General features: G+C 37.6%; 15 protein-coding genes. 11 read left to right on the top strand and 4 right to left on the bottom strand.

The window, feature by feature from the left end:
- The first annotated feature begins 2 nt into the window (after positions 1–2).
- From INP51_RS15970 to INP51_RS15950, 5 genes are all read left to right on the top strand, one after another.
- A complete protein-coding gene (locus INP51_RS15970; RefSeq protein WP_193735721.1) occupies positions 3–518 on the top strand; it encodes a DUF4446 family protein in 516 nt (171 codons plus the stop codon).
- A 337-nt stretch (positions 519–855) separates the two neighbouring features.
- The gene (gene serS / locus INP51_RS15965; protein WP_193735720.1) at positions 856–2,145 is read left to right on the top strand and encodes a serine--tRNA ligase; all 1,290 of its coding nucleotides are present in this window, start codon (positions 856–858) and stop codon (positions 2,143–2,145) included.
- Complete coding sequence (locus INP51_RS15960; protein ID WP_230406839.1) at positions 2,142–3,053, top strand: DUF3881 family protein; 912 nt, start codon at positions 2,142–2,144, stop codon at positions 3,051–3,053. The genes serS and INP51_RS15960 overlap by 4 nt, the downstream gene beginning before the upstream one ends.
- 31 nt (positions 3,054–3,084) lie before the next feature.
- Positions 3,085–3,891, top strand: a complete 807-nt coding sequence (locus INP51_RS15955; RefSeq protein WP_193735719.1) for a hypothetical protein — start codon at positions 3,085–3,087, stop codon at positions 3,889–3,891.
- Between the two features lie 398 nt (positions 3,892–4,289).
- Complete coding sequence (locus INP51_RS15950; protein ID WP_193735718.1) at positions 4,290–5,615, top strand: uracil-xanthine permease family protein; 1,326 nt, start codon at positions 4,290–4,292, stop codon at positions 5,613–5,615.
- A 61-nt stretch (positions 5,616–5,676) separates the two neighbouring features.
- Here INP51_RS15950 and INP51_RS15945 read toward each other — a convergent pair whose 3' ends face one another.
- Positions 5,677–7,014: an APC family permease gene (locus INP51_RS15945; protein WP_193735717.1), complete on the bottom strand. Its 1,338-nt coding sequence runs from the start codon at positions 7,012–7,014 to the stop codon at positions 5,677–5,679.
- A gap of 222 nt (positions 7,015–7,236) precedes the next feature.
- A complete protein-coding gene (locus INP51_RS15940; RefSeq protein ID WP_193735716.1) occupies positions 7,237–8,862 on the bottom strand; it encodes an extracellular solute-binding protein in 1,626 nt (541 codons plus the stop codon).
- Between the two features lie 341 nt (positions 8,863–9,203).
- Between INP51_RS15940 and INP51_RS15935 the strand changes: the two genes are divergently transcribed.
- The 6 genes from INP51_RS15935 to INP51_RS15910 all read left to right on the top strand — a co-directional run bounded on the left by INP51_RS15935 (position 9,204) and on the right by INP51_RS15910 (position 18,261).
- Positions 9,204–10,715, top strand: a complete 1,512-nt coding sequence (locus tag INP51_RS15935) for a response regulator transcription factor (RefSeq protein WP_193735715.1) — start codon at positions 9,204–9,206, stop codon at positions 10,713–10,715.
- Complete coding sequence (locus INP51_RS15930; protein ID WP_193735714.1) at positions 10,693–12,480, top strand: sensor histidine kinase; 1,788 nt, start codon at positions 10,693–10,695, stop codon at positions 12,478–12,480. Before INP51_RS15935 ends, INP51_RS15930 begins: the two co-directional genes overlap by 23 nt.
- Before the next feature lie 111 nt (positions 12,481–12,591).
- Positions 12,592–13,563, top strand: coding sequence for an ABC transporter permease (locus tag INP51_RS15925; RefSeq protein ID WP_193735713.1), 972 nt, complete (start codon positions 12,592–12,594; stop codon positions 13,561–13,563).
- Positions 13,557–14,414, top strand: coding sequence for a carbohydrate ABC transporter permease (locus INP51_RS15920; protein ID WP_193735712.1), 858 nt, complete (start codon positions 13,557–13,559; stop codon positions 14,412–14,414). Before INP51_RS15925 ends, INP51_RS15920 begins: the two co-directional genes overlap by 7 nt.
- Positions 14,415–14,454: 40 nt before the next feature.
- A complete protein-coding gene (locus INP51_RS15915) occupies positions 14,455–17,370 on the top strand; it encodes an FAD-dependent oxidoreductase (protein WP_193735711.1) in 2,916 nt (971 codons plus the stop codon).
- Between the two features lie 57 nt (positions 17,371–17,427).
- Positions 17,428–18,261 (top strand): MerR family transcriptional regulator, encoded by an 834-nt coding sequence (locus INP51_RS15910; RefSeq protein ID WP_193735710.1) that lies wholly within the window; start codon positions 17,428–17,430, stop codon positions 18,259–18,261.
- Positions 18,262–18,388: 127 nt separating this feature from the next.
- On the opposite strand, the gene INP51_RS15905 is transcribed toward INP51_RS15910, so the two are convergent.
- Together INP51_RS15905 and INP51_RS15900 are read right to left on the bottom strand one after the other, a co-directional pair.
- Positions 18,389–18,904: an AAA family ATPase gene (locus INP51_RS15905; RefSeq protein ID WP_331463472.1), complete on the bottom strand. Its 516-nt coding sequence runs from the start codon at positions 18,902–18,904 to the stop codon at positions 18,389–18,391.
- Positions 18,894–19,262: a DUF4180 domain-containing protein gene (locus INP51_RS15900; protein ID WP_193735709.1), complete on the bottom strand. Its 369-nt coding sequence runs from the start codon at positions 19,260–19,262 to the stop codon at positions 18,894–18,896. The genes INP51_RS15905 and INP51_RS15900 overlap by 11 nt, the downstream gene beginning before the upstream one ends.
- Positions 19,263–19,281: the final 19 nt, after the last annotated feature.

The raw sequence follows: 19,281 nt of genomic DNA, 5'->3' as shown, positions 1-19,281 counted from the left end.
AGATGAGTAAAATACTGGACAGGATGGGAATAGATGTGGGTATTCTGGTTATATTACTGATGATACTCGTTATAATTCTTATTGTGATGACTGCCAAACAGGCGATGCAGATCGATCGCTTAAAACGAAAGTATAAGATCTTTATGAAGGGGAAAGATGCGCAGTCACTGGAACGAACATTCGCAGTAAAATTTAGAAATGTTGATAAGATTACAAAGCTAAACGAAGAGTACCAATTTGACATTGATATGATTAAAAAAGATCATAACAAAGTGCTGAGCAAGTATGGGATTGTTAAGTATGATGCATTCGATGATGTAGGGGGTAAACTTAGTTTTGCTTTGGCCATGCTTGATCGAAATAACACCGGATTTGTTCTGGATGCTATTCACAGCAGGGATAATTGTTTTTTATATATAAAGGAAATAGTAAAAGGCGAATCTTATATCATGTTAAGTGATGAAGAAATACAGGCTTTGAAACAAGCAGTAAATTTTAATAACGAGGATATGGATTGAATGGATGAGAACATTCTATAGCAAAAGAGTGGAAGATATTTCACTCTTTTGCTGTATTTCTACATTTTTTACTTACCTGACGCTTACTAGATCGTTTACTTTCGATAAAAAATTATCACAATTATGTTAATATATTATGTAAACAACATAATGAATATTTATGCATTATGTGCGTTTGAAATATTCAGAATGATGTTTTAGGTATATAGTTTGGATGAGGAATCGCTGGTTAATCTTGTTTCAACACTTGAAAAAATGCTAATACTAGGATAAACTATTCAGAAGGTAAAGTGTTGGCATCATGCTGGCGTTTTAATTATAGGAGGACATGTTTTTTATGTTAGATATTAGATTTGTGAGAGAAAATCCGGAAATAGTAAAACAAAATATTAGAAATAAATTCCAGAATCATAAACTTTCGTTGGTGGATGAGGTGATTGAACTTGATAAAGAGAATCGTGGTATTCTTCAGGAGGTTGAAGCACTTCGGGCCAGCAGAAATAAAGTTTCGAAGGAAATAGGAAAACTGATGGCTCATGGAAAGAAAGAGGAAGCAGAAGAAGTAAAGAAAGAAGTTGCTGCTTCGGGTTCCCGGATTAATGAGCTTACAGAAAAGCAAAAGAATCTGGAAGAAGAAATTAATAAGAGAATGATGATTATTCCCAATATTATAGACCCATCAGTTCCAATAGGAAAAGATGACAGTGAGAATGTAGAAGTAGAAAAATTTGGTGATCCGATTGTCCCTGATTTTGAAATTCCTTATCACACGGATATTATGGAATCATTAAGTGGAATAGACCTTGATGCTGCAAGACGTGTGGCGGGGAATGGTTTTTATTATCTGATGGGAGATGTTGCGAGACTGCATTCTTCTGTGATTTCTTATGCAAGAGATTTTATGATTGACAGGGGCTTTACTTACTGTGTACCTCCATTTATGATTCGAAGTGATGTTGTCACAGGAGTTATGAGCTTTGATGAAATGGATGCCATGATGTATAAGATAGAAGGGGAAGACTTGTATCTGATTGGTACAAGTGAGCATTCCATGATCGGAAAGTTTATTGATCAGATCATACCAGAAGAGCAGCTTCCACTGACATTAACGAGTTATTCTCCGTGTTTTCGCAAAGAAAAAGGTGCACATGGAATCGAGGAAAGAGGAGTTTATCGAATCCATCAGTTCGAAAAACAGGAGATGATTGTAGTATGCAAACCAGAAGAATCTGCAATATGGTATGACAGGCTATGGAAGAATACGGTAGATCTGTTCCGCAGTCTGGATATTCCGGTTCGTACGCTAGAATGCTGTTCCGGCGACCTTGCAGATCTTAAGGTTAAGTCTGTTGATGTAGAAGCATGGTCTCCGAGACAAAAAAAGTATTTTGAGGTCGGAAGCTGTTCAAATCTAGGGGATGCACAAGCAAGACGGCTAAAAATTCGAGTAAATGGAAAAGACGGAAAATATCTGGCAAATACCCTGAATAATACAGTAGTTGCACCACCACGTATGTTGATAGCATTTTTAGAAAACAACCTCAATGAGGACGGAACTGTCAATATACCTAAAGTATTACAGCCTTATATGGGTGGGAAAGAAAAGATGGTTCCTGATAAAAAATGAATAAAGTAAATGAAGATATACTGGGAGGTGTTCCGATGCATGCATACTTGAAAGCTGTGGGTTTTTCAGACATTTCTTCCAGAAGTGATATGGAAAAGGTATTGCGGGATGTAATTACAAATTGTGACAGCAAAAAAGTAGTAGAAGATGAGGAACACCATTTGTTTGTAGAGATCTCAAGGGAGTATGGATATGATTGTGGACTTACCATATGTGGAGAGTTGGATGAAGAGGATAATTTGCATATAGATTATTGTTTTCCGTTTTACAGAGGTTCGAAAGTGACAAGTCAGGAAAACCTTATGGTGGAACGTCATGTGGATAAGATTTCTTATGCAGGAGCCTGTGATGATTACAGAGTTGGAATAACTCTGATCTTTTATCTGTTAAATGCTGCAGAATATCAAAGTGAAAAATCAAAAAAGTCATTTCGGGATCCAAGTATCTCGCTGACATTATCTGCACTTTCCAGAAAAGGAATGATTCTCCTTCCCTTAAAAAAGGAAGGGAAGAAAGATATAGATCAGGAATGGAAGCAACATAATGAATTAATTGCCGCTGCGAGAAATGGTGATGAAGAGGCGATGGAGAACCTTACAATGGAAGAGATCAATACGTATTCCACAATCAGCAGAAGAATACGGAAAAAAGATGATGTTCTTACAATTGTAGATTCCTATTTCATGCCATATGGTATTGAATGCGATCAATATAGTGTTATGGGAGATATTATTGAATATGACACCACTGTCAATGAGTATACGGGGGAAAAACTTCATCTGATCACAATTTTGTGCAATGATATTGAATTAGATATATGTATTAATGATCAAGATCTGACAGGAATACCTGAAGTTGGAAGACGTTTCAAGGGAGTGATCTGGCTTTTGGGTGAGATAAATTTCTAAGAAGTTTTTTATATAGCCGGAGGACCGTAAGATGACCGAAGATAAAAAAATACAGAATGAACAAGATGAAACCGTTGAGGATATTGAAAGTTCTGAAGAAAAGAAGAAGAGAAAATATATTGCCGGGTTTGGTATTCTGATCCTTGTCCTGGCAGTTATATTGCTTTCAGGTTGTGTTATCTATTCCTATAATTTTAACAAGAAAATGGCAGAAAAAACAGTGAAGGTTCAAAATGAATACAAAAAACTCAGGGAGCAGGTTATAGCCGATACCAGAGAAAACGAAGAATCAGCACCTGAGAATGAAACAGATAAGAAAATAGATCAGGATATGGATCAAGATACAACATTGGCGGCGGAGGCGATGCCAGAGACTAATGATAAGACAGAAGATTCATCGGATTCACAAAGTAATGATAAGGTAATTCAATCACCAGATGATCCGGAGCAGGATGTTATATATGAGAATTACATAGACGGAAAAAAATTCAGTTTCAACTATCCGTCTGCCTGGGATGGAAAAGTAATATTTTCCAATGAAACAAAGGAAGATGGCAGTGTTGTTATCACATGCTATCACAGTGAACAGTATCTTGCCTACCAGAAGGGAGCACTAGAATCAGGAGAGATTTTTCATATTTTAGTTATTAAAGATCCAAGTTATCAGTCTGAAAATAATAACCAGTATAAGATGTCAGAAAAAGATGGCTACTGTGGTTATTATGAAGAGCCTTTGGGTGTCTCTTACGATTATATAAATCATCCGGAATATGCAGAAGTTTATAAAATGGTTTATGACAGTCAGGGAAAGATTTTAAGAAGCTTTCTCTTCCATTGATCGTAAGCACATGTAAATGGTGTTGGGGTCAAAAGTAATTTGACCCCTTATGATACACGGATTGTTACGCTCTTCGAGCTCTCACAATCCTACAAACATTCGAAATACACCCTAATCGGGTTACTTTCTCATGTTTGTTCGGGTCCCAAGGTCATGCTTTTTCATGCAAGCATGAAACGCAGGACCTTTTGACCCTGGTATCATGTAAATTGTAATTATACAATTTACATGTGCTTTTTGAATATATAAAGTTAACATAATATTATATTTTGAAAATCAAAAAAATTATTTAGATTGACAAGTTGATAAATCTATCTTATATTATCTTTAATGTACAAAAAAGAATTATATGATGAAGTAATTCTTGTACAAAAGGATAAGAAAGGTTAGGATGGAATATGGAAAAGGCAACAAGAAGATCAAACTCCGAACTCTTTAAATTGGATGGAACACCATCGTGGGGAAGTGCAGTTCCTCAGGCACTTCAGCATGTGCTCGCTATGTTGGTAGGGAATATTACACCGCCAATGCTAATAGCAGCTACATGTAATCTCTCAGCAAAAGATCAGATCATGCTGACTCAGGCAGCTATGCTGATTGGTGCAATCACTACTTTGTTACAACTATTCCCGGTATTCGGATTCGGTATGGGATTGCCGAATGTCATGGGTGTTGCATTCGCATATATGCCGATACTTACTATGATTGGTAAACAGTATGGCATAGCGGCAATCTTCGGAGCACAGCTAGTAGCAGGGTTTGTTTCAATATTCATTGGAATGGCAATGAGCAAGATACGAAGATTTTTTCCTCCGATTGTCAGTGGAACGGTGGTTCTTAGTATTGGGTTATCACTGTATAAAACAGCCCTTACGTACATTGGAGGAGGAAATGCTCAGGCGGAAGATTTTGGTTCGGGGAAAGCATGGATTCTTGCAATTATTACTCTAGTTGTTACTCTTGGCTGCAGTTTATTCGGAAAAGGCTACATAAAAGTTTCCGGAATGCTGATTGGTATTGTAATCGGTTATATTGTAGCTCTATTTATGGGAGATACCATTAGTTTTAAAGGTGTGGTAGATGCGAAAATTCTTTCAGTACCTACGCCATTTCATTTTGGACTGGAATTTCATCCTGATGCAATCATTATGATGATATTAATGTATGTAGTACAGGCAGTACAGACGATCGGTGATGTATCATCAACTGCAATGGGTGGTTTCGGAAGACAGGCAACTGATAAGGAACTCGGCGGAGCAATTAAAGGACAAAGTATTTGTGGTATGATAGGTGCTTGTTTTGGAGGACTTCCGACAGATCCTTATAGCCAGAACGTCGGACTGATAGCAACAACGAAAGTTGTTTCAAAGAGAGTATTTGTTCTGGTTGTTGGATTTATGGCTCTTGCAGGTGTATGTCCGAAATTCAGTGCACTGGTGGCTACAATTCCTCAGCCTGTACTTGGAGGTGCTACAATTACCGTATTTGCAGCAATCACAATGTCAGGGATTCAGCTGTTGACGGAACAGCCATTGAATTACCGCAATAAGATGATTGTCGGTATTTCTCTTGCTATTGGTGTTGGAATCGATGCAGTTCCACAGATTCTTCAGTTCTGTCCGCAAATGGTTAAAAACATCATGGGAAGTTCTCTGATGGTTTCTTTCCTGATTGTATTCATCTTGAACATCATTGTACCGGAAGATAACTCACCGGCGGATTAAATGCTAAAGGCAGGCCATTCAAATAAAAAGAATGACCTGCTTTTTTTAATTCGTATTCATATTATTTCGTTGAGGCACTATAATATTTTTTTGAAAGATGATATACCGGAAGTCCTAGCAAAGTGATGAGGATACTTCCAAAAGAGAGGACCCGAGTGAATCTGCCTGAAAGGAAGAGCTGGCTGATTATCACATAAAAACCGCTTAGAATTGCCAGAATCGGAGTAACAGGATAAAAAGGGACTTTGTATTTGCGTGGTACACCTGGTTTTATCCTGCGCAGCTTTATGACACAGGTGAAGGTTAAGGTATAAAAGATCCAACAGGAAAATACAGCAAGATCTGTCAACATATCGAATCTTCCGCTTAATGAATAAAGACAGGCAAGAAATCCAATCAGGATGATTGCGTTGGCAGGCACCTGATTTCTATTTAGTTTACTAAGAGAACTACTTGCGGGAAGAGATTTTTTTGATGCAAGCAGATATGTAACCCGTGATCCGGACATCAGGAAACCATTGGCGGCTCCTATGACGGATATGATGATACCAATCTTAATTAATAAACCTCCAGTCGGTCCAAAGATTTTCATAGCCACTGCAGATGCGGGTGATTCCAGAGTCATAAGCTGATTAGCCGGAAGTACCCATAAGTATGCAACGTTAATTATAAGATATACTGCCATGATGATAGAGACACCGCCGACAATAGCACGGGGAAGGTCACGACCGGGATGTTTCATCTCTCCGGCAATTGCACCTACATTTGTCCAGCCTTCAAAAGCAAAAAGAACGGCCAGCAGGGTAGAACCGAGAACAGAGGAAGGATTTTTATCTGCTGCAACTATCGGTGTAAAAATCGGATTGTTTCCGCCTCCAAAGATGAATCCAAAAACCATCAATAAGATAAGCGGAATTAGTTTACATATGGTGGAAACGACTTGAATACGTCCGGAGGTTCTGGAGCCTAAAGTGTTTAGTGAAACCAGGAATAGGATGACGGCTATTGCAATGGGAAGCTCATACCTCATTCCTATATATTCTCCAATCTCCGAGCCAACTTTTACACCGTATCCGGCCAAAAATGCCGGATAAAAAATTACAGTCTGCATCCACCCGGCCAAAAAGCCGATTTTTTCATTGTAGACCTCACCCAGATAAGCCACCATACCTCCGGTTTCTGGGATCAAGACGGCAACTTCCGCAAATGTGAGAGCAGCCACGATGCTTGCCAGTCCGCCAAAGATCCATGCCAGGATCCCCATGCCGGGAGCACCTCCTGTGGCCTGATAGATCGCATATGGCTTGAAGAATACTCCGGCACCGATGACACATCCCACAACCGTGGATATCGCCGTCCAGACACCGAAATTCTTCTTTAGTTTCTGATTGGTTTCCATAATATATTCTCCTGATGTTTTTAATAAATGTATTTTTCAGAGATATTTCTGTCTTTCTGATAGCCTATATTATATCTTGATATAGGATTTTGCGCAACGGAATTTACTTTAAAAAGTTATGGATAAAAGAATAATAGGCCGCCTATGATTTTGATTTTATCATAGGTGACCTATTTATACTTTAGTTATAGAGAAGCTTTCACAGCCTCGAATCCTTTATAGCTATTTATCTATGAACCCTTTTTCTTTTAATTGTTCTGCTGCTGATTTCATATATTCTTGATATCCAAAAGTCTTATCTAATTCACTCAGAAAATCTTTATATTCGGAGATTGGACGTTTTCCGTAAATGAACTTTGTTAGTTCCTCATTTACGTATTTGTTAAAGTCTTCTAGGTAAAATCCTTCCGGAGCTTCTACACCGTTATTGTAGACAGTGAAACGTGGTATTTTTGCAGAAAAAGGAATAATTTCATTCCATTCTGGAAACTTGGTAATCAGGTATTGCTCATCATCACGGCCAATAAGCTGGTAGACATAAGTGAAATTAGTCTCAGATGCCATTTTGTCCGTAGGTGTAATTTTTCCATCTTCCAGATTATAGTGTACTCCTTCTTCACCATAGCAGACGAGTCGTTGTCCTTCAACGGAAGCAAGATAGTTCAGAAGGTCAAAAATTTTCTGCAACTTAGCTTTGTCTTTTTCAACATTTTTTCCAATTACTGTTTTACCACCGGATTCAGTGAGATCCATATTACCGAACTGTTTACCACTAGGGCCACTTAAAGAATCCATTAATTTCCAATCAGCGTTTTTATTGACAGAATGTATTTCGTCTTGCGTACTTTTTCGCATGATTCCTGCATAAGAACCAACGGTAATACCGTTAAAACCCTGAATAGCTTTATCATCAACAGTAGATGCGGTATTAGAAAGTAAATCGGGATCAACTGCGCCGGTATCGACTAACTTTTTGCACATTTCGAGTGCTTCGGTCATGTGTTTACTTTCTAAAGTCGAGGTTACTTTACCGTCTTCAACAATGATATCACTATTTGCTGAGGCACCATAAGCATTCAGAATGGGATTGAATGCAGCAAGTCCTTTACCGCTTAAGCCATAGGTATCTTTTTTTCCATTTCCATCAGGGTCATCATTTGTAAATTTCTCACAAACATTGATAAATTCATCAGAAGTTTTTGGTATTGTGCTGCCAACTTTTTCTAACCAATCGTTTCGGTACATAATTCCAAGGTAGCCGTAAGTTCTGAAACCTTTCTTTTGAAATTTTAACTCTGGTTTTTTTGCAATCTCTTCTTTGGAGTAACCTTTACTGCCAATCGTTGGAATTAGGTATGCATTATCCTTGTATTTATCTGTTTCGCGTGGTTCTCCAGTTACTTTGAACATAGGTTTGAGTTGATCCAGATAGGGATTAAGGCTCATGATCAGGTTACTGTCAGCATATTGCTTGACTACGGAAGCCGTCATAACGGATTCACCATTGCCTTTTTTATTGGGAATCATAAATAAATCAGGAATTTCTCCGCTTGTAAGGCGAACATTTAAGGCGCTGTCATAGTCATTGCCAGTTCCAAGAATCGTTAGTTTTACCTTTGATCCAATTGCCTCTGAAAGTCCCTTTTCAATGAAGTTTTCTCCCTCTGGTGGAAGCTGCACGGTATCACCTGCGACAATTTCAATCGTAATATCGCTGTCTTTATCATTAGTAGCACTTTTCTGAGATTGGGATGTTGCTGAGTCATTGCTCTTTTTTCCACTACAACCGGCAACAATAGTGCATGCCAGAATTGAAGTGATTACGATTGCTGCATACTTTTTTTTCAATTTTTTCTCCCTCCGACTATTAAGTTCTTCGACCTATTGCGAATGTATTAAGGCCTTGTTTTCAAGAATCATAGTAACAGATTTTAAAAGATTAAGATATACATACATTTTAAGTAAGTGTTTGCTTTTTTATGGTGTCGAACAGGTGAAAAAATTCTCATATATAAGTGAACATTATCATAAATATCTTGTATATTTTCGGAAGAATAAGTGTGTTAATATGCATTATAATAAGAAGATTAAGAAAGTAGAATGAATACTATAAAGCAAAGAATTAATTGTTGTTTATGATCCATGTGATGTATCAGATATGCTATAATGGTCCATGATGAGGTGAGCATATGGAAGAAATAAAGGTGTTAATAGCGGATGATGAACTGCCAGTGCGTGAGGAACTCGCAGCATTTCCATGGGCAAAGTATACCTGCAGAATAGTGGGTGAAGCCAGGAATGGAAAGGAGGCTCTGCAGCTTTGTGCGGAATTACATCCCAATATGATTATTACTGACCTTGCAATGCCTATTATGAACGGAATTGAGTTAGCTGAAAAATTACGTGTTTATTATCCTGACATCCAGATTGTGTTTTTGACCGTTTTGGAAAATTTTGAATATGCGCAACATGCGATTCAACTTAATGTAATTGATTATATAGTCAAATTTCAGATGCAGGAAAGCAGCATTGCCAAAGTATTAGATAAGGCTCGTAATATAATGGAAAAGGAAGATTTTTTGACAAAAATGTCTAATCGAACAAAACGGCAAAAATTATCTAAACTTTTTTCTTATTACTTTATTGAACAGAAAATGAATAGAAGTCATATGAGTGAGTTGGAACAGACGATGATCGAAATGAGTTTTCTGGACAGTAAGAAAGAATTTCTTTTTTTGATACAAGATATTTCTGGCAAGTATCGCCAGGTAATTGATAGCGAACTGTTGGAGTATCTTGAAGGGTGTAAATTTGTGGATGAGTGGATGGAGCTGTGTCCTGGTATATATGTTATTAAAGTATTAAGTGAAAGGATCAATAGCGTTACACAAGCACTCAGAGATGGCATTAAATCATATTTTCAATCATTAATAGAATTGCCGAAAGCATACTTTGTTGTTTATCCATATACCTCAAGATTTCATACCTTTCTAGAATATATAAATCATATTTATGGATGGTATGAGACGCACTTTTATTATTCTGATAAGACAACCTTCCGTCAACAGGAAATACTGAAAACGAATGCAATGACAGATGAAGACTTACAGGCAATGTCATCAATTTTTTCTAAACTTGATTTAGACCGCATTGACTTTGAAAAGGCCTATTGTTTATATGCCAAACGGCATAAGTTAAGTGTAGACCAATTGAAAGAGGTTTCGATTGGTCTGATTAAAAGTTATTTTAAAAAAAATCAAAAAGACTATCCCGAACATTTACAAATTGATAAACTGGAGGTCTATAATATTGAACAATTAGCTTCTTATATTCAAAATACATGTTTAATCGAAGTCTTGTATCGACCAGAGGTATATCGTGCGATTCGAATTATTCGAGAAGAGTATGCTAACCCATTGACACTTACGAGTGTTGCTGAACAAGTAGGTTTAAGTCCTCAGTATTTGAGTCGAGTTTTTCGGGAACAGGCAGGAGAAAACTTTGTGGAATACCTCACGAGAATACGCATTCAGAAGGCAAAGGATCTTGTGTTGGAGGGACATCATAAGGTATATGAGATCGCTGACATGGTGGGAATGCCTAATTATCGATATTTTAGTACCCTATTCCGAAAAATTGTTGGTGTGAGTCCAACACAGTTACGCAGTGGTAAGAGTGATGAGTGGAAAAGAAAAAGTTAAGCATGGAATCAATCAAAAGATCAAGAAAAAGATCAATCAAAGAGGATTTGCTGCTCGGCAATTTATTCTACTATTTGAAATTGGAGCAGTGATCCTTAGTACGGTTTTGATTGTAAATTATCAACGTCAGAGAAGTACTCTGCAGAGGGAATTTTATGAGGACATGCGAGAACGGATGAAGGTGGCAAATTCTTTAGTCGATACGCAAATTCGAGTAGTAGAGAACATTGTACGTCTAACTAGAATTGATAGTCAATCAGAGGAGGGAGTTAATAAATTTGAACGGTATTTGACACAGATTGTGGGGGAAAGCAGTGATATTTATAATATTTTCGTACAGATGGATGATGGAGAAATGTATTCTAATAATCATTTGCTATATCAGCTGCGTGGAAATCCAGATGTCGACACTTGTATGGAGGCAGCCCATAAAGAAGAGAGTATGATAATATGGTCAGAGCCATATTATAGCTCGATGACGGCGAATACGACTGTAGCGGTAGCTTTGCATGATTCTGCGTGGAAACAGACAATAGCAGTTGAGTTTAATTTTAATCCCATATATATGAATTTAAGTGCGGCATTAAGAAATAAAGGAATGTCTTTTATTTTGTTTTCAAGGGAAGGGAAAGAACTGATTTTTGATCGTAATCAGACTTCGCTATTGGAGATGGTTACCGGCCAATATCCATTGCATCTTGCCTCCTACTATGCCAGGATAGGGCGTCAGACACAATATCAACCTTACCAAGAAGAAATAATGAATGGAGATAATGGGTTATGTTATATGCAGTCTTTACGAAATAAAATTGGTTGGAAATTATTGGTAATATATAATACCTCGGAATTAAATTCCAATAGTCATGGAATGCTGCAAAATTTGTTGATTTTATTTATAATTGGCGTGTTTTCAATTTTAATTGCTGTTCTACTTGTAGTTACGTATTTTACAAAGCCAATTCGCCGGTTAGGTAAAAAAATGGCGAATGTGAACAATCTCGATAACCTTATACCGATTGAATACGAAAAGGATGATGAAATCGGTAAGCTAACACAAAGTTATAATCTTTTAGTAAAGCGAATTCACATTCTGGTTAATAACGTTAAAGCTGCCGAGCAGGCTAAGGCACAATATGAGTTTCGTATGCATCAAAGTCAGATTGGACCGCATTTCCTACATAATGCACTTTATTGTATATCAAGTCTAATTAGACAAGGACGTCTGGATGAAGCAAATCATGCGATGATTGCACTTAGTGATTTATTATCCTACAGTTTTGATACTGTTAACAATGAAGTGACCTTAGCGAACGAAAACGATAGTTTGAAAAGGTTCATGGATATTATGAAAATGCGTTATGGGAATATCTTTCACTATGATAACCAGATAAAAGAACAGTTTCTTAATTGCAGTGTTCTTAAGTTAACGCTACAACCGCTAGTTGAAAATTCAATTAGTCACGGGTTGGCATCTGTGGAAGAGGGGGAAGGCAGAATTGTTTTGAGGGCTTACCGACATGGTTCTACGCTTAGTATTCTGGTAGCGGATAACGGTATAGGGATGAAGCCGGAGACTATTCGGCAGATATTTTCTGGAACGTTTGAAACTTATAAAAAGGATCGCTTTTCCAATATTGGCATTATCAATGTACATGATCGCATTCGACTTGTCTATGGTGAAGGTTATGGACTTAAGATACGCAGTGTATTTGGTCAGGGAACAATTGTGCGAATCTGTATACCATTTCGAGTATTTGAACAGTAAGATAGCGAGAGAAAAGCATAAGATTTTAGACAGAATCATAATATCTATGTATGTTTCCGGCCTCTCTTCAATGCTATAATTTTTTTATAGCTTTGAAGGGAGGACTTTTTTATGAGTGCGCAGAAAACGAAGGCGCTTGATTTGCAAGAAGATAATAAGTTGAAAAAAAAGAACAAAAAATCATTAGTAAAAATTTTGAAACGTTATTGGCCACTTTATTTAATGCTGACGCCAGGAATCATATGGTTTCTGATCTTTAAATATTTGCCGATGTATGGTGTTATTATTGCATTTAAGGATTTTGATATTAATGCGGGAATTATGGGTAGTTCATGGGCAACGCCAATATTTAAATATTTTCAGTATTTTTTTAATGGACCATATGCAAAACAGATTATTGCCAATACTATTATCATAAGTGTACTAAAAATAATAGTTGGCATGCTGCCGCCAATGATTTTGGCAATCTTGATTTATGAGTGCAGAGTAACATGGTTTGGACGTGTGGTGCAGACCCTAACCTATTTACCACATTTTCTCTCCTGGGTTATCATCTATGGTATTCTTGTGGCATTTTTTTCCGAGAGTACAGGATTGATAAACCGCTGGCTAACGGAAATGGGGGGACATACAATACCATTTTTGACTAGTACAAAATACTTCCGGAGTGTTTTAATAGGTTCGGATATTTGGCAAACAGTAGGGTGGGGGGCAATTATCTACCTTTCGTCAATAAGTGCGATAAACCCCTCCGTATATGAGGCAGCTGAAATAGATGGCTGTAGTAGATTTGGGAGAATCTGGTATATAACGATTCCACATTTACGAGGTGTATTTATATTATTGTTGATTATGAAATTGGGATCTATTTTAAATGCCGGGTTTGATCAGATTTATATTTTATCATCTCCACAAGTTTTAAGTGTGTCTGAAATTCTTGACACTTGGGTATTCAAGGAAGGACTACAAAAAATGAACTATTCCTTGGCTAGTGCTGTTGGATTATTTAAGTCGGTTATTGGATTGATTTTTGTTACAACAGCTAATAAGGTTGCAAGAAAGTGGGAGTATGGATTATGGTAAAGAGAAAAAAATTACATAGTTTTGATGCAATTGTAATTATAATATTATTTGTGGTTGGAATTTTGTGCTTGTTCCCTTTGATGTATGTATTTTCTGTATCAGTGACACCAATGGCAGAAATTTATAAAAATGGTGGTTTTGTGGTAATCCCTCGATCTTTTACTTTAGATGCTTATAAGAATATTATTTTTAAAAGTGGAATTCCAAGGGCTTTAATCATCACTATCTGCGTATCCTTTGTAGGTACAATTTTATCTCTTGTGTTGACTGTTTTGGTAGCATATCCTATTAGTCGTAAGGATTTACCCGGAAGAAAAATATTTGTACCATACTTTATTTTCACGATGCTTTTTTCGGGAGGAATTATTCCAACATATCTAGTGGTTAAAAATTTAGGACTGACTGGTACTTACTTGGCGCTGTTGTTGCCGGCGGCAATGAGTACCTACAACATATTAGTTACAAAGGCTTTTTTTGAAGGCTTGCCATATGAATTACTGGAAGCAGCTCGAATTGATGGGGCCAATGAATTTATAATTCTGCTCCGAATTGTATTACCATTATCAAGACCGGTAATTATGACAATTGGGCTCTTTTACTTGGTTTCATATTGGAATACATATTTTGATGCGATAATGTATATTACAAATGATAAGATGCAGCCCTTGCAAGTAGTATTGCGTAAATTGCTGACGATAAATAGCAGTATTCAAAACGTTGAGCAAGTATTGCCGTCAACAACTTTGCAAATGGCTGCCGTGATTGTAAGTTCTGTACCGATTATTATAATCTACCCGTTTTTACAGAAATATTTTACAAAGGGAATGGTACTTGGAGCAGTTAAAGGATAAGCGCGTCCAGAAAAATATTAGTTGTTGAAGGAGTATAGATATGAGTTATTCAAAATCATATACGGTAATTATTGGTGGCGGTTTGTCAGGTATAGCACTGGCATTGGCTGTTAAACGAGCTGGCGGTAACCCACTCGTTGTAGAGAAGAGGGCTTATCTTGGTTATGAGATGGTAGGCCGTTATCAGATGTATGTTGAAAAGAATGCAGAAACGGATGAAGAAACTTCCGCTTGGCAGACCGAGTTTTCATTACAGCCTGTTCAGATTGAAAATGAATATTGTTTCTACCAAGGGGAAACAAAAGCTCAGTTATTACGGCGCCTTCGCGAAGAAAGTATTCCGTATCTCTTTTTCTGTAGTCTTGCAGGTGTATTTACGGATGAATATAATCAATTGTCTGCTGTGCTTTTAGCAAATAGTTATGGACTGTATCAAGTTAAAGCGAGCCATTTGGTGGATTGTTCCGGTGAAGACACTGTCCGACATATTCTGAGCATAGAGAAATCTCCTTCACGTCTTTTGCACAGTGCATACACAATAGAAGTTGAAAACATTAAGACAAAGGAGACAAGATTATCAGGAACTGCAAACTGGAATGGCTCCGTAAACTATCATCATTCAAAGAGAGCAGATACGTCCCTGCTTAGTATTGCTCTAATGAAGAATGAAATGTCAGCTGGCGATAGATTTTCCCGCAGCAAAGAGGAAAACCGTGTTAAGAGTGTTGCAGCAGATGTTATTGGACAATTACGGAAAATCCCAGGTAATGAGCAAGTAGAAGTGAAAAATATTGGTTTTGAGGCAGCAGTCGAGTATGAGGAAGAGTGGGTTCCCCAATTGGCAGTGATAGATAATATATATCAAAACCCATATGTCTTACATTTTAATTTTTCAGAGAGAGATTTAATAAATCTTATGAATGAGGCGGCATCCTTAGCCGCTAAAATTCATAAGCGAGAGGGGGCAACTTCAAGTCAGCTATATCTTTATGGAGAAGCGTTGGAACAAAAGCAGTTGTGTAGATTGGAAGATGAAGCGATAGTATGGATGGACGTTGAGATGTGGCCGCTGCAGCTTATGGAAACAGAATTACCGTTGTATCTGACAGATGCTACAATAGTAGGTCTGGGTGCTTCGGGAATGGCCGCACTTGAGGCAATTCGTCAGGATTCGCAATATATTGGGGTTGAATTACAAAGTTTGCTTGGGGGGACTCGTACTGCGGGACATGTTCCGAATTATTATTATGGTTATCGAGGTGGTCATACAGAAAAACTTAATCGTCGTTTGAAGGATTTTGAAAAACAGGTGCTGAATCTCCACAAGACTGATCCAAACCAATTAGATCGTAATTCACTTGCACTTATGTTCCACAGTGAGGCATATGAGAATAATGATAAAATGCTATTACAAGCTGTGGTTTGTGGTGCGTATTGTAAGGAGGAGCGTTTACATACGATTCTTGTAAATGATAGTTGGGGACTTTGTTATATTAAAGCAACCAATACGATTGATACAAGTGGAAATGGAGATGTTGCGGCATTGGCTGGCTGCAGATTTGAATATGGCGATCCACAGGATGGCGTACCTCAGACGTTCAGTCAATGGGGAATTGACGAAAAAAATGTACCTCTTTTTCATGAGCAACGTTTCAGCGGTGATTACGATGCTGTAGATGTAACAAGTTTTACAGATATGATGCGTGCGTCAACGGTGGCACAGTTAAATAATAGTACATATTACTCTTCAAATCCGGTTTCCTATCGCGAAGGTCGGCGTATTGTTGGAGAAGAATATCTAACACTTGCAGAAGCAATATCTGGTAAGCAGCCACACCAATTTTTTGCGGTTGCAGAAAGCACCATTGATAATCATGGAAGAACATCGACGGAGTTAGCACGCATGGGATTAGCCTGCTGTGAAAAAATATATAAAATTGCTTTGCCATTTGGATGTTTTAGACCTCTTGGTATAGCCGGATTATTTGTTGGTGGAAAGGCCATTTCAGCTGAGAGAGATGTAGTCGGAACTGTACGGATGAATGCCGATGTTCAAAATGCAGGTTATGCACTAGGTATAGCAGTTAGAAAAAGTAACTTAAAAGAAAAAGATCCGGATTATGAAAAAGTCTGTGGGCAACTGCAAGAGGAAGGTCTTATACCAAAAGAGTTTTTACAACAGCAACGGTTAGGAGCAGAAGAGGCAGTTACCCAGCTTGATGAAAAAGATCCATATCGTTTGCTTGAAGTGCTTCTACAGCAAGAGGAGGAAGTTGTGCCCTATTTACGTAATGCTTTTGCAACAGCAGAAGTGGAAACAAAAAAAATGACTTACGCAAAATGCCTGGCTTGGTTTGGAGATGCATCGGGATCAGAACTGTTAAAAAAGAGGATGGAATATCTCATCAAATATGAGGTTATAGATGAAAATAGTGATATTTCAACTCGATGCGATGCGGTGAAGCATGGAGTGCAGGGAGATATTAATGATTATTGGGAACTCAACCAGCTAATATTGGTTAGTGAAAAAATAGGTGATGCTGATTTTGACGAGCTTCTGATTCGAGCGGCGACAGTGGCCACAGCTGGGGGACAGCCGCATGTTAGTAAGATTACATATTATGCAAGTCGGCGTGATATGATTGAGGTTCCTTTTTATGAGCGGATTTTTAATCTAGCCTACGTTTTTTCAAAGAGACCAATACCGCAGGCCAAAAAAGCTCTGGAGCATATATTAGAGCAGGAAAATATTGGCGGAAATTTTTACACATATGATCCTGAAGAATTGCCCTTGTTTTTTTCGTCTTATCTGGAATTGACAGTTGCTATTGCCGCAGCCTTATGTGGTAGTACGAATGCACAGAAAAAGGTTCAGGCGTATACAGGAGATTGTCGTTCTGTTTTGGCAAAATTTGCTCGTCGATATCAGGATATAATAAGTGATGTAACGGTTTAAAATCTACTTGACACTCTCGCAGCGTAACACTTTATAATTGGGTTTGGGAGGTACAACATGAATACAGTAAAGGAAATTTCTAAAATTACTGGGATTAGCATCCGCACCTTACGATACTATGATGAAATTGGGTTGTTAAAACCAACTGAACTATCAAAAGCAGGATATCGGCTTTATGATCAAAAAGCCTTAGAGCGATTACAGCAAATTCTGTTCTTCAGAGAATTGGAAATACCATTAAAGGATATTAAAAATATAATGGATCATTCATATCTCGACAAAGAACAGCTCTTGGCTGTTCAAAAATCAATGCTTGAAAAGAAACGTAATCGCTTAAATGGTATTATCGAGTTGATATCCGATGTAATGAAAGGGGTCAATACCATGAATTTTAATGAGTTCGATGAAATTGATGTTAACGTGATTATTGAAAATATGAAGAAAGATTTATCTGAAGAACAATTTAATGAATTCATAAAAAAATATGGCGGCGGTAGTATTGATGCATATCAAGAAAAACTAAAACAGACACTTAACAATGAATCTAATAAAACTGCCATGCTAAGATGGTATGGAAGCAAAGAAAAGATTATAGAGGGACAGAAGCCAATTCAGGATATGGAAAGTTTGCGAGCAGAGCTTGATGATATTTATAAAGAATTTTCCAGACTTCCAGAAGATGTCAACGAGGAGGATACGTATTTTTTAGTAGCAAGGCTGGAATTCTTATATAAACAAATGTTAAACATGGATAATGCAAGGAATTTCTTACTTGACCTTGCAAATGAATATTTGCAAAACCAAAAACTTGCAGAAACACAGGATGACCAATACGGTATTGGCACAACAAAGCATGTAGCTGAAGCTATTCAACAATATTATGGTGTTTAAGAAAGCCCAAGCAATGGAAAAATAAATCTTCTACTTTATATATTGAGAAAGTTTGTTTTATTAGGTAATCATTGTATTTTCCTGCTTCATGTAGCGAGAGATGGCATGGAACTGGCTTCTCCGGACTTCATTTTATGGAGCAAATAAGTTCTGCTGCCTGCATCGCATCAATTTTTGATACATCCACCTTAACGGAATCCAGCTTTTCGTAAAGTGGTATCCGATCTATGCTCCGTTGGATCACATCTTTCGTTCGGACTCCCGCATCGACATCTTTCTGCAGTCGTTTTTGGAGTGCCTGTTCGCCGCACACCAAAGATATTACATGAATGCTGCAGTCACTAGTATCGAGGCGGGATAGGATTGTATCGATAATGCTTTGTTCATGCATGACCCAGCAAAATACAATATTTTCATAAGCGGAGCACTGGATGAAATTATTTAAAAGGAAACAGATATTTTCCAGAACCATCTGCTTTGTTTCGTCTGTTACTTGGAATGGATGCATGTCCCAGCACCAGTCTCCATCAAGAAAGGCGCAGTTATTCAGTTTGTTTTTCAAGATCTCGCAGACAGTTGTTTTCCCTACGCCCATGGTTCCACCAATTAGAAAAATGTTTTTCATATTCTTATTATCGGGCATTGATTAGCTTCTCCACAGCTTGCGCTTTTGTTGAAACAAAGAAAATATCATTGCCTCTGTTCGACTCGTAAATAAAATCCTTCAATGGTTTGCTTGTATATTTACTGTAATCGCCATATATAGCAACTTTCACATGATAGGTGATAAATTTCTGTAAAACATCACCGGCAAGTCCTGAACTCAGGACAAAGAATGAATCGTCCACCGTATCCTTGTTGAGAATGATTCTGTTGGCTCCTGTTTCATAGTCTACCGTTGCCAGCAAATCCAATGCTGACTGGATATCTGTGATGATCTTCTCATCATTGGCAACAATCGTGACCTTAACACCATTTTGTTCAATTGTAGTAAATTCCATAGTTTTTTATCCTTTCGAT

The organism is Blautia liquoris, assembly GCF_015159595.1.
In the GTDB taxonomy this organism is placed as follows: domain Bacteria; phylum Bacillota; class Clostridia; order Lachnospirales; family Lachnospiraceae; genus Novisyntrophococcus; species Novisyntrophococcus liquoris.
This window is presented reverse-complemented; position numbering and strand designations above follow the sequence as displayed.

What these genes read in the sequence shown, in the direction of transcription:
- INP51_RS15905 (WP_331463472.1), bottom strand. Translation starts at nt 18,904, where the DNA reads ATGCCCGATAATAAGAATATGAAAAACATTTTTCTAATTGGTGGAACC.
- INP51_RS15935 (WP_193735715.1), top strand. Translation starts at nt 9,204, where the DNA reads ATGGAAGAAATAAAGGTGTTAATAGCGGATGATGAACTGCCAGTGCGT.
- INP51_RS15930 (WP_193735714.1), top strand. Translation starts at nt 10,693, where the DNA reads ATGAGTGGAAAAGAAAAAGTTAAGCATGGAATCAATCAAAAGATCAAG.
- INP51_RS15945 (WP_193735717.1), bottom strand. Translation starts at nt 7,014, where the DNA reads ATGGAAACCAATCAGAAACTAAAGAAGAATTTCGGTGTCTGGACGGCG.
- INP51_RS15920 (WP_193735712.1), top strand. Translation starts at nt 13,557, where the DNA reads ATGGTAAAGAGAAAAAAATTACATAGTTTTGATGCAATTGTAATTATA.
- serS (WP_193735720.1), top strand. Translation starts at nt 856, where the DNA reads ATGTTAGATATTAGATTTGTGAGAGAAAATCCGGAAATAGTAAAACAA.
- INP51_RS15970 (WP_193735721.1), top strand. Translation starts at nt 3, where the DNA reads ATGAGTAAAATACTGGACAGGATGGGAATAGATGTGGGTATTCTGGTT.
- INP51_RS15955 (WP_193735719.1), top strand. Translation starts at nt 3,085, where the DNA reads ATGACCGAAGATAAAAAAATACAGAATGAACAAGATGAAACCGTTGAG.
- INP51_RS15950 (WP_193735718.1), top strand. Translation starts at nt 4,290, where the DNA reads ATGGAAAAGGCAACAAGAAGATCAAACTCCGAACTCTTTAAATTGGAT.
- INP51_RS15925 (WP_193735713.1), top strand. Translation starts at nt 12,592, where the DNA reads ATGAGTGCGCAGAAAACGAAGGCGCTTGATTTGCAAGAAGATAATAAG.
- INP51_RS15900 (WP_193735709.1), bottom strand. Translation starts at nt 19,262, where the DNA reads ATGGAATTTACTACAATTGAACAAAATGGTGTTAAGGTCACGATTGTT.
- INP51_RS15960 (WP_230406839.1), top strand. Translation starts at nt 2,142, where the DNA reads ATGAATAAAGTAAATGAAGATATACTGGGAGGTGTTCCGATGCATGCA.
- INP51_RS15915 (WP_193735711.1), top strand. Translation starts at nt 14,455, where the DNA reads ATGAGTTATTCAAAATCATATACGGTAATTATTGGTGGCGGTTTGTCA.
- INP51_RS15910 (WP_193735710.1), top strand. Translation starts at nt 17,428, where the DNA reads ATGAATACAGTAAAGGAAATTTCTAAAATTACTGGGATTAGCATCCGC.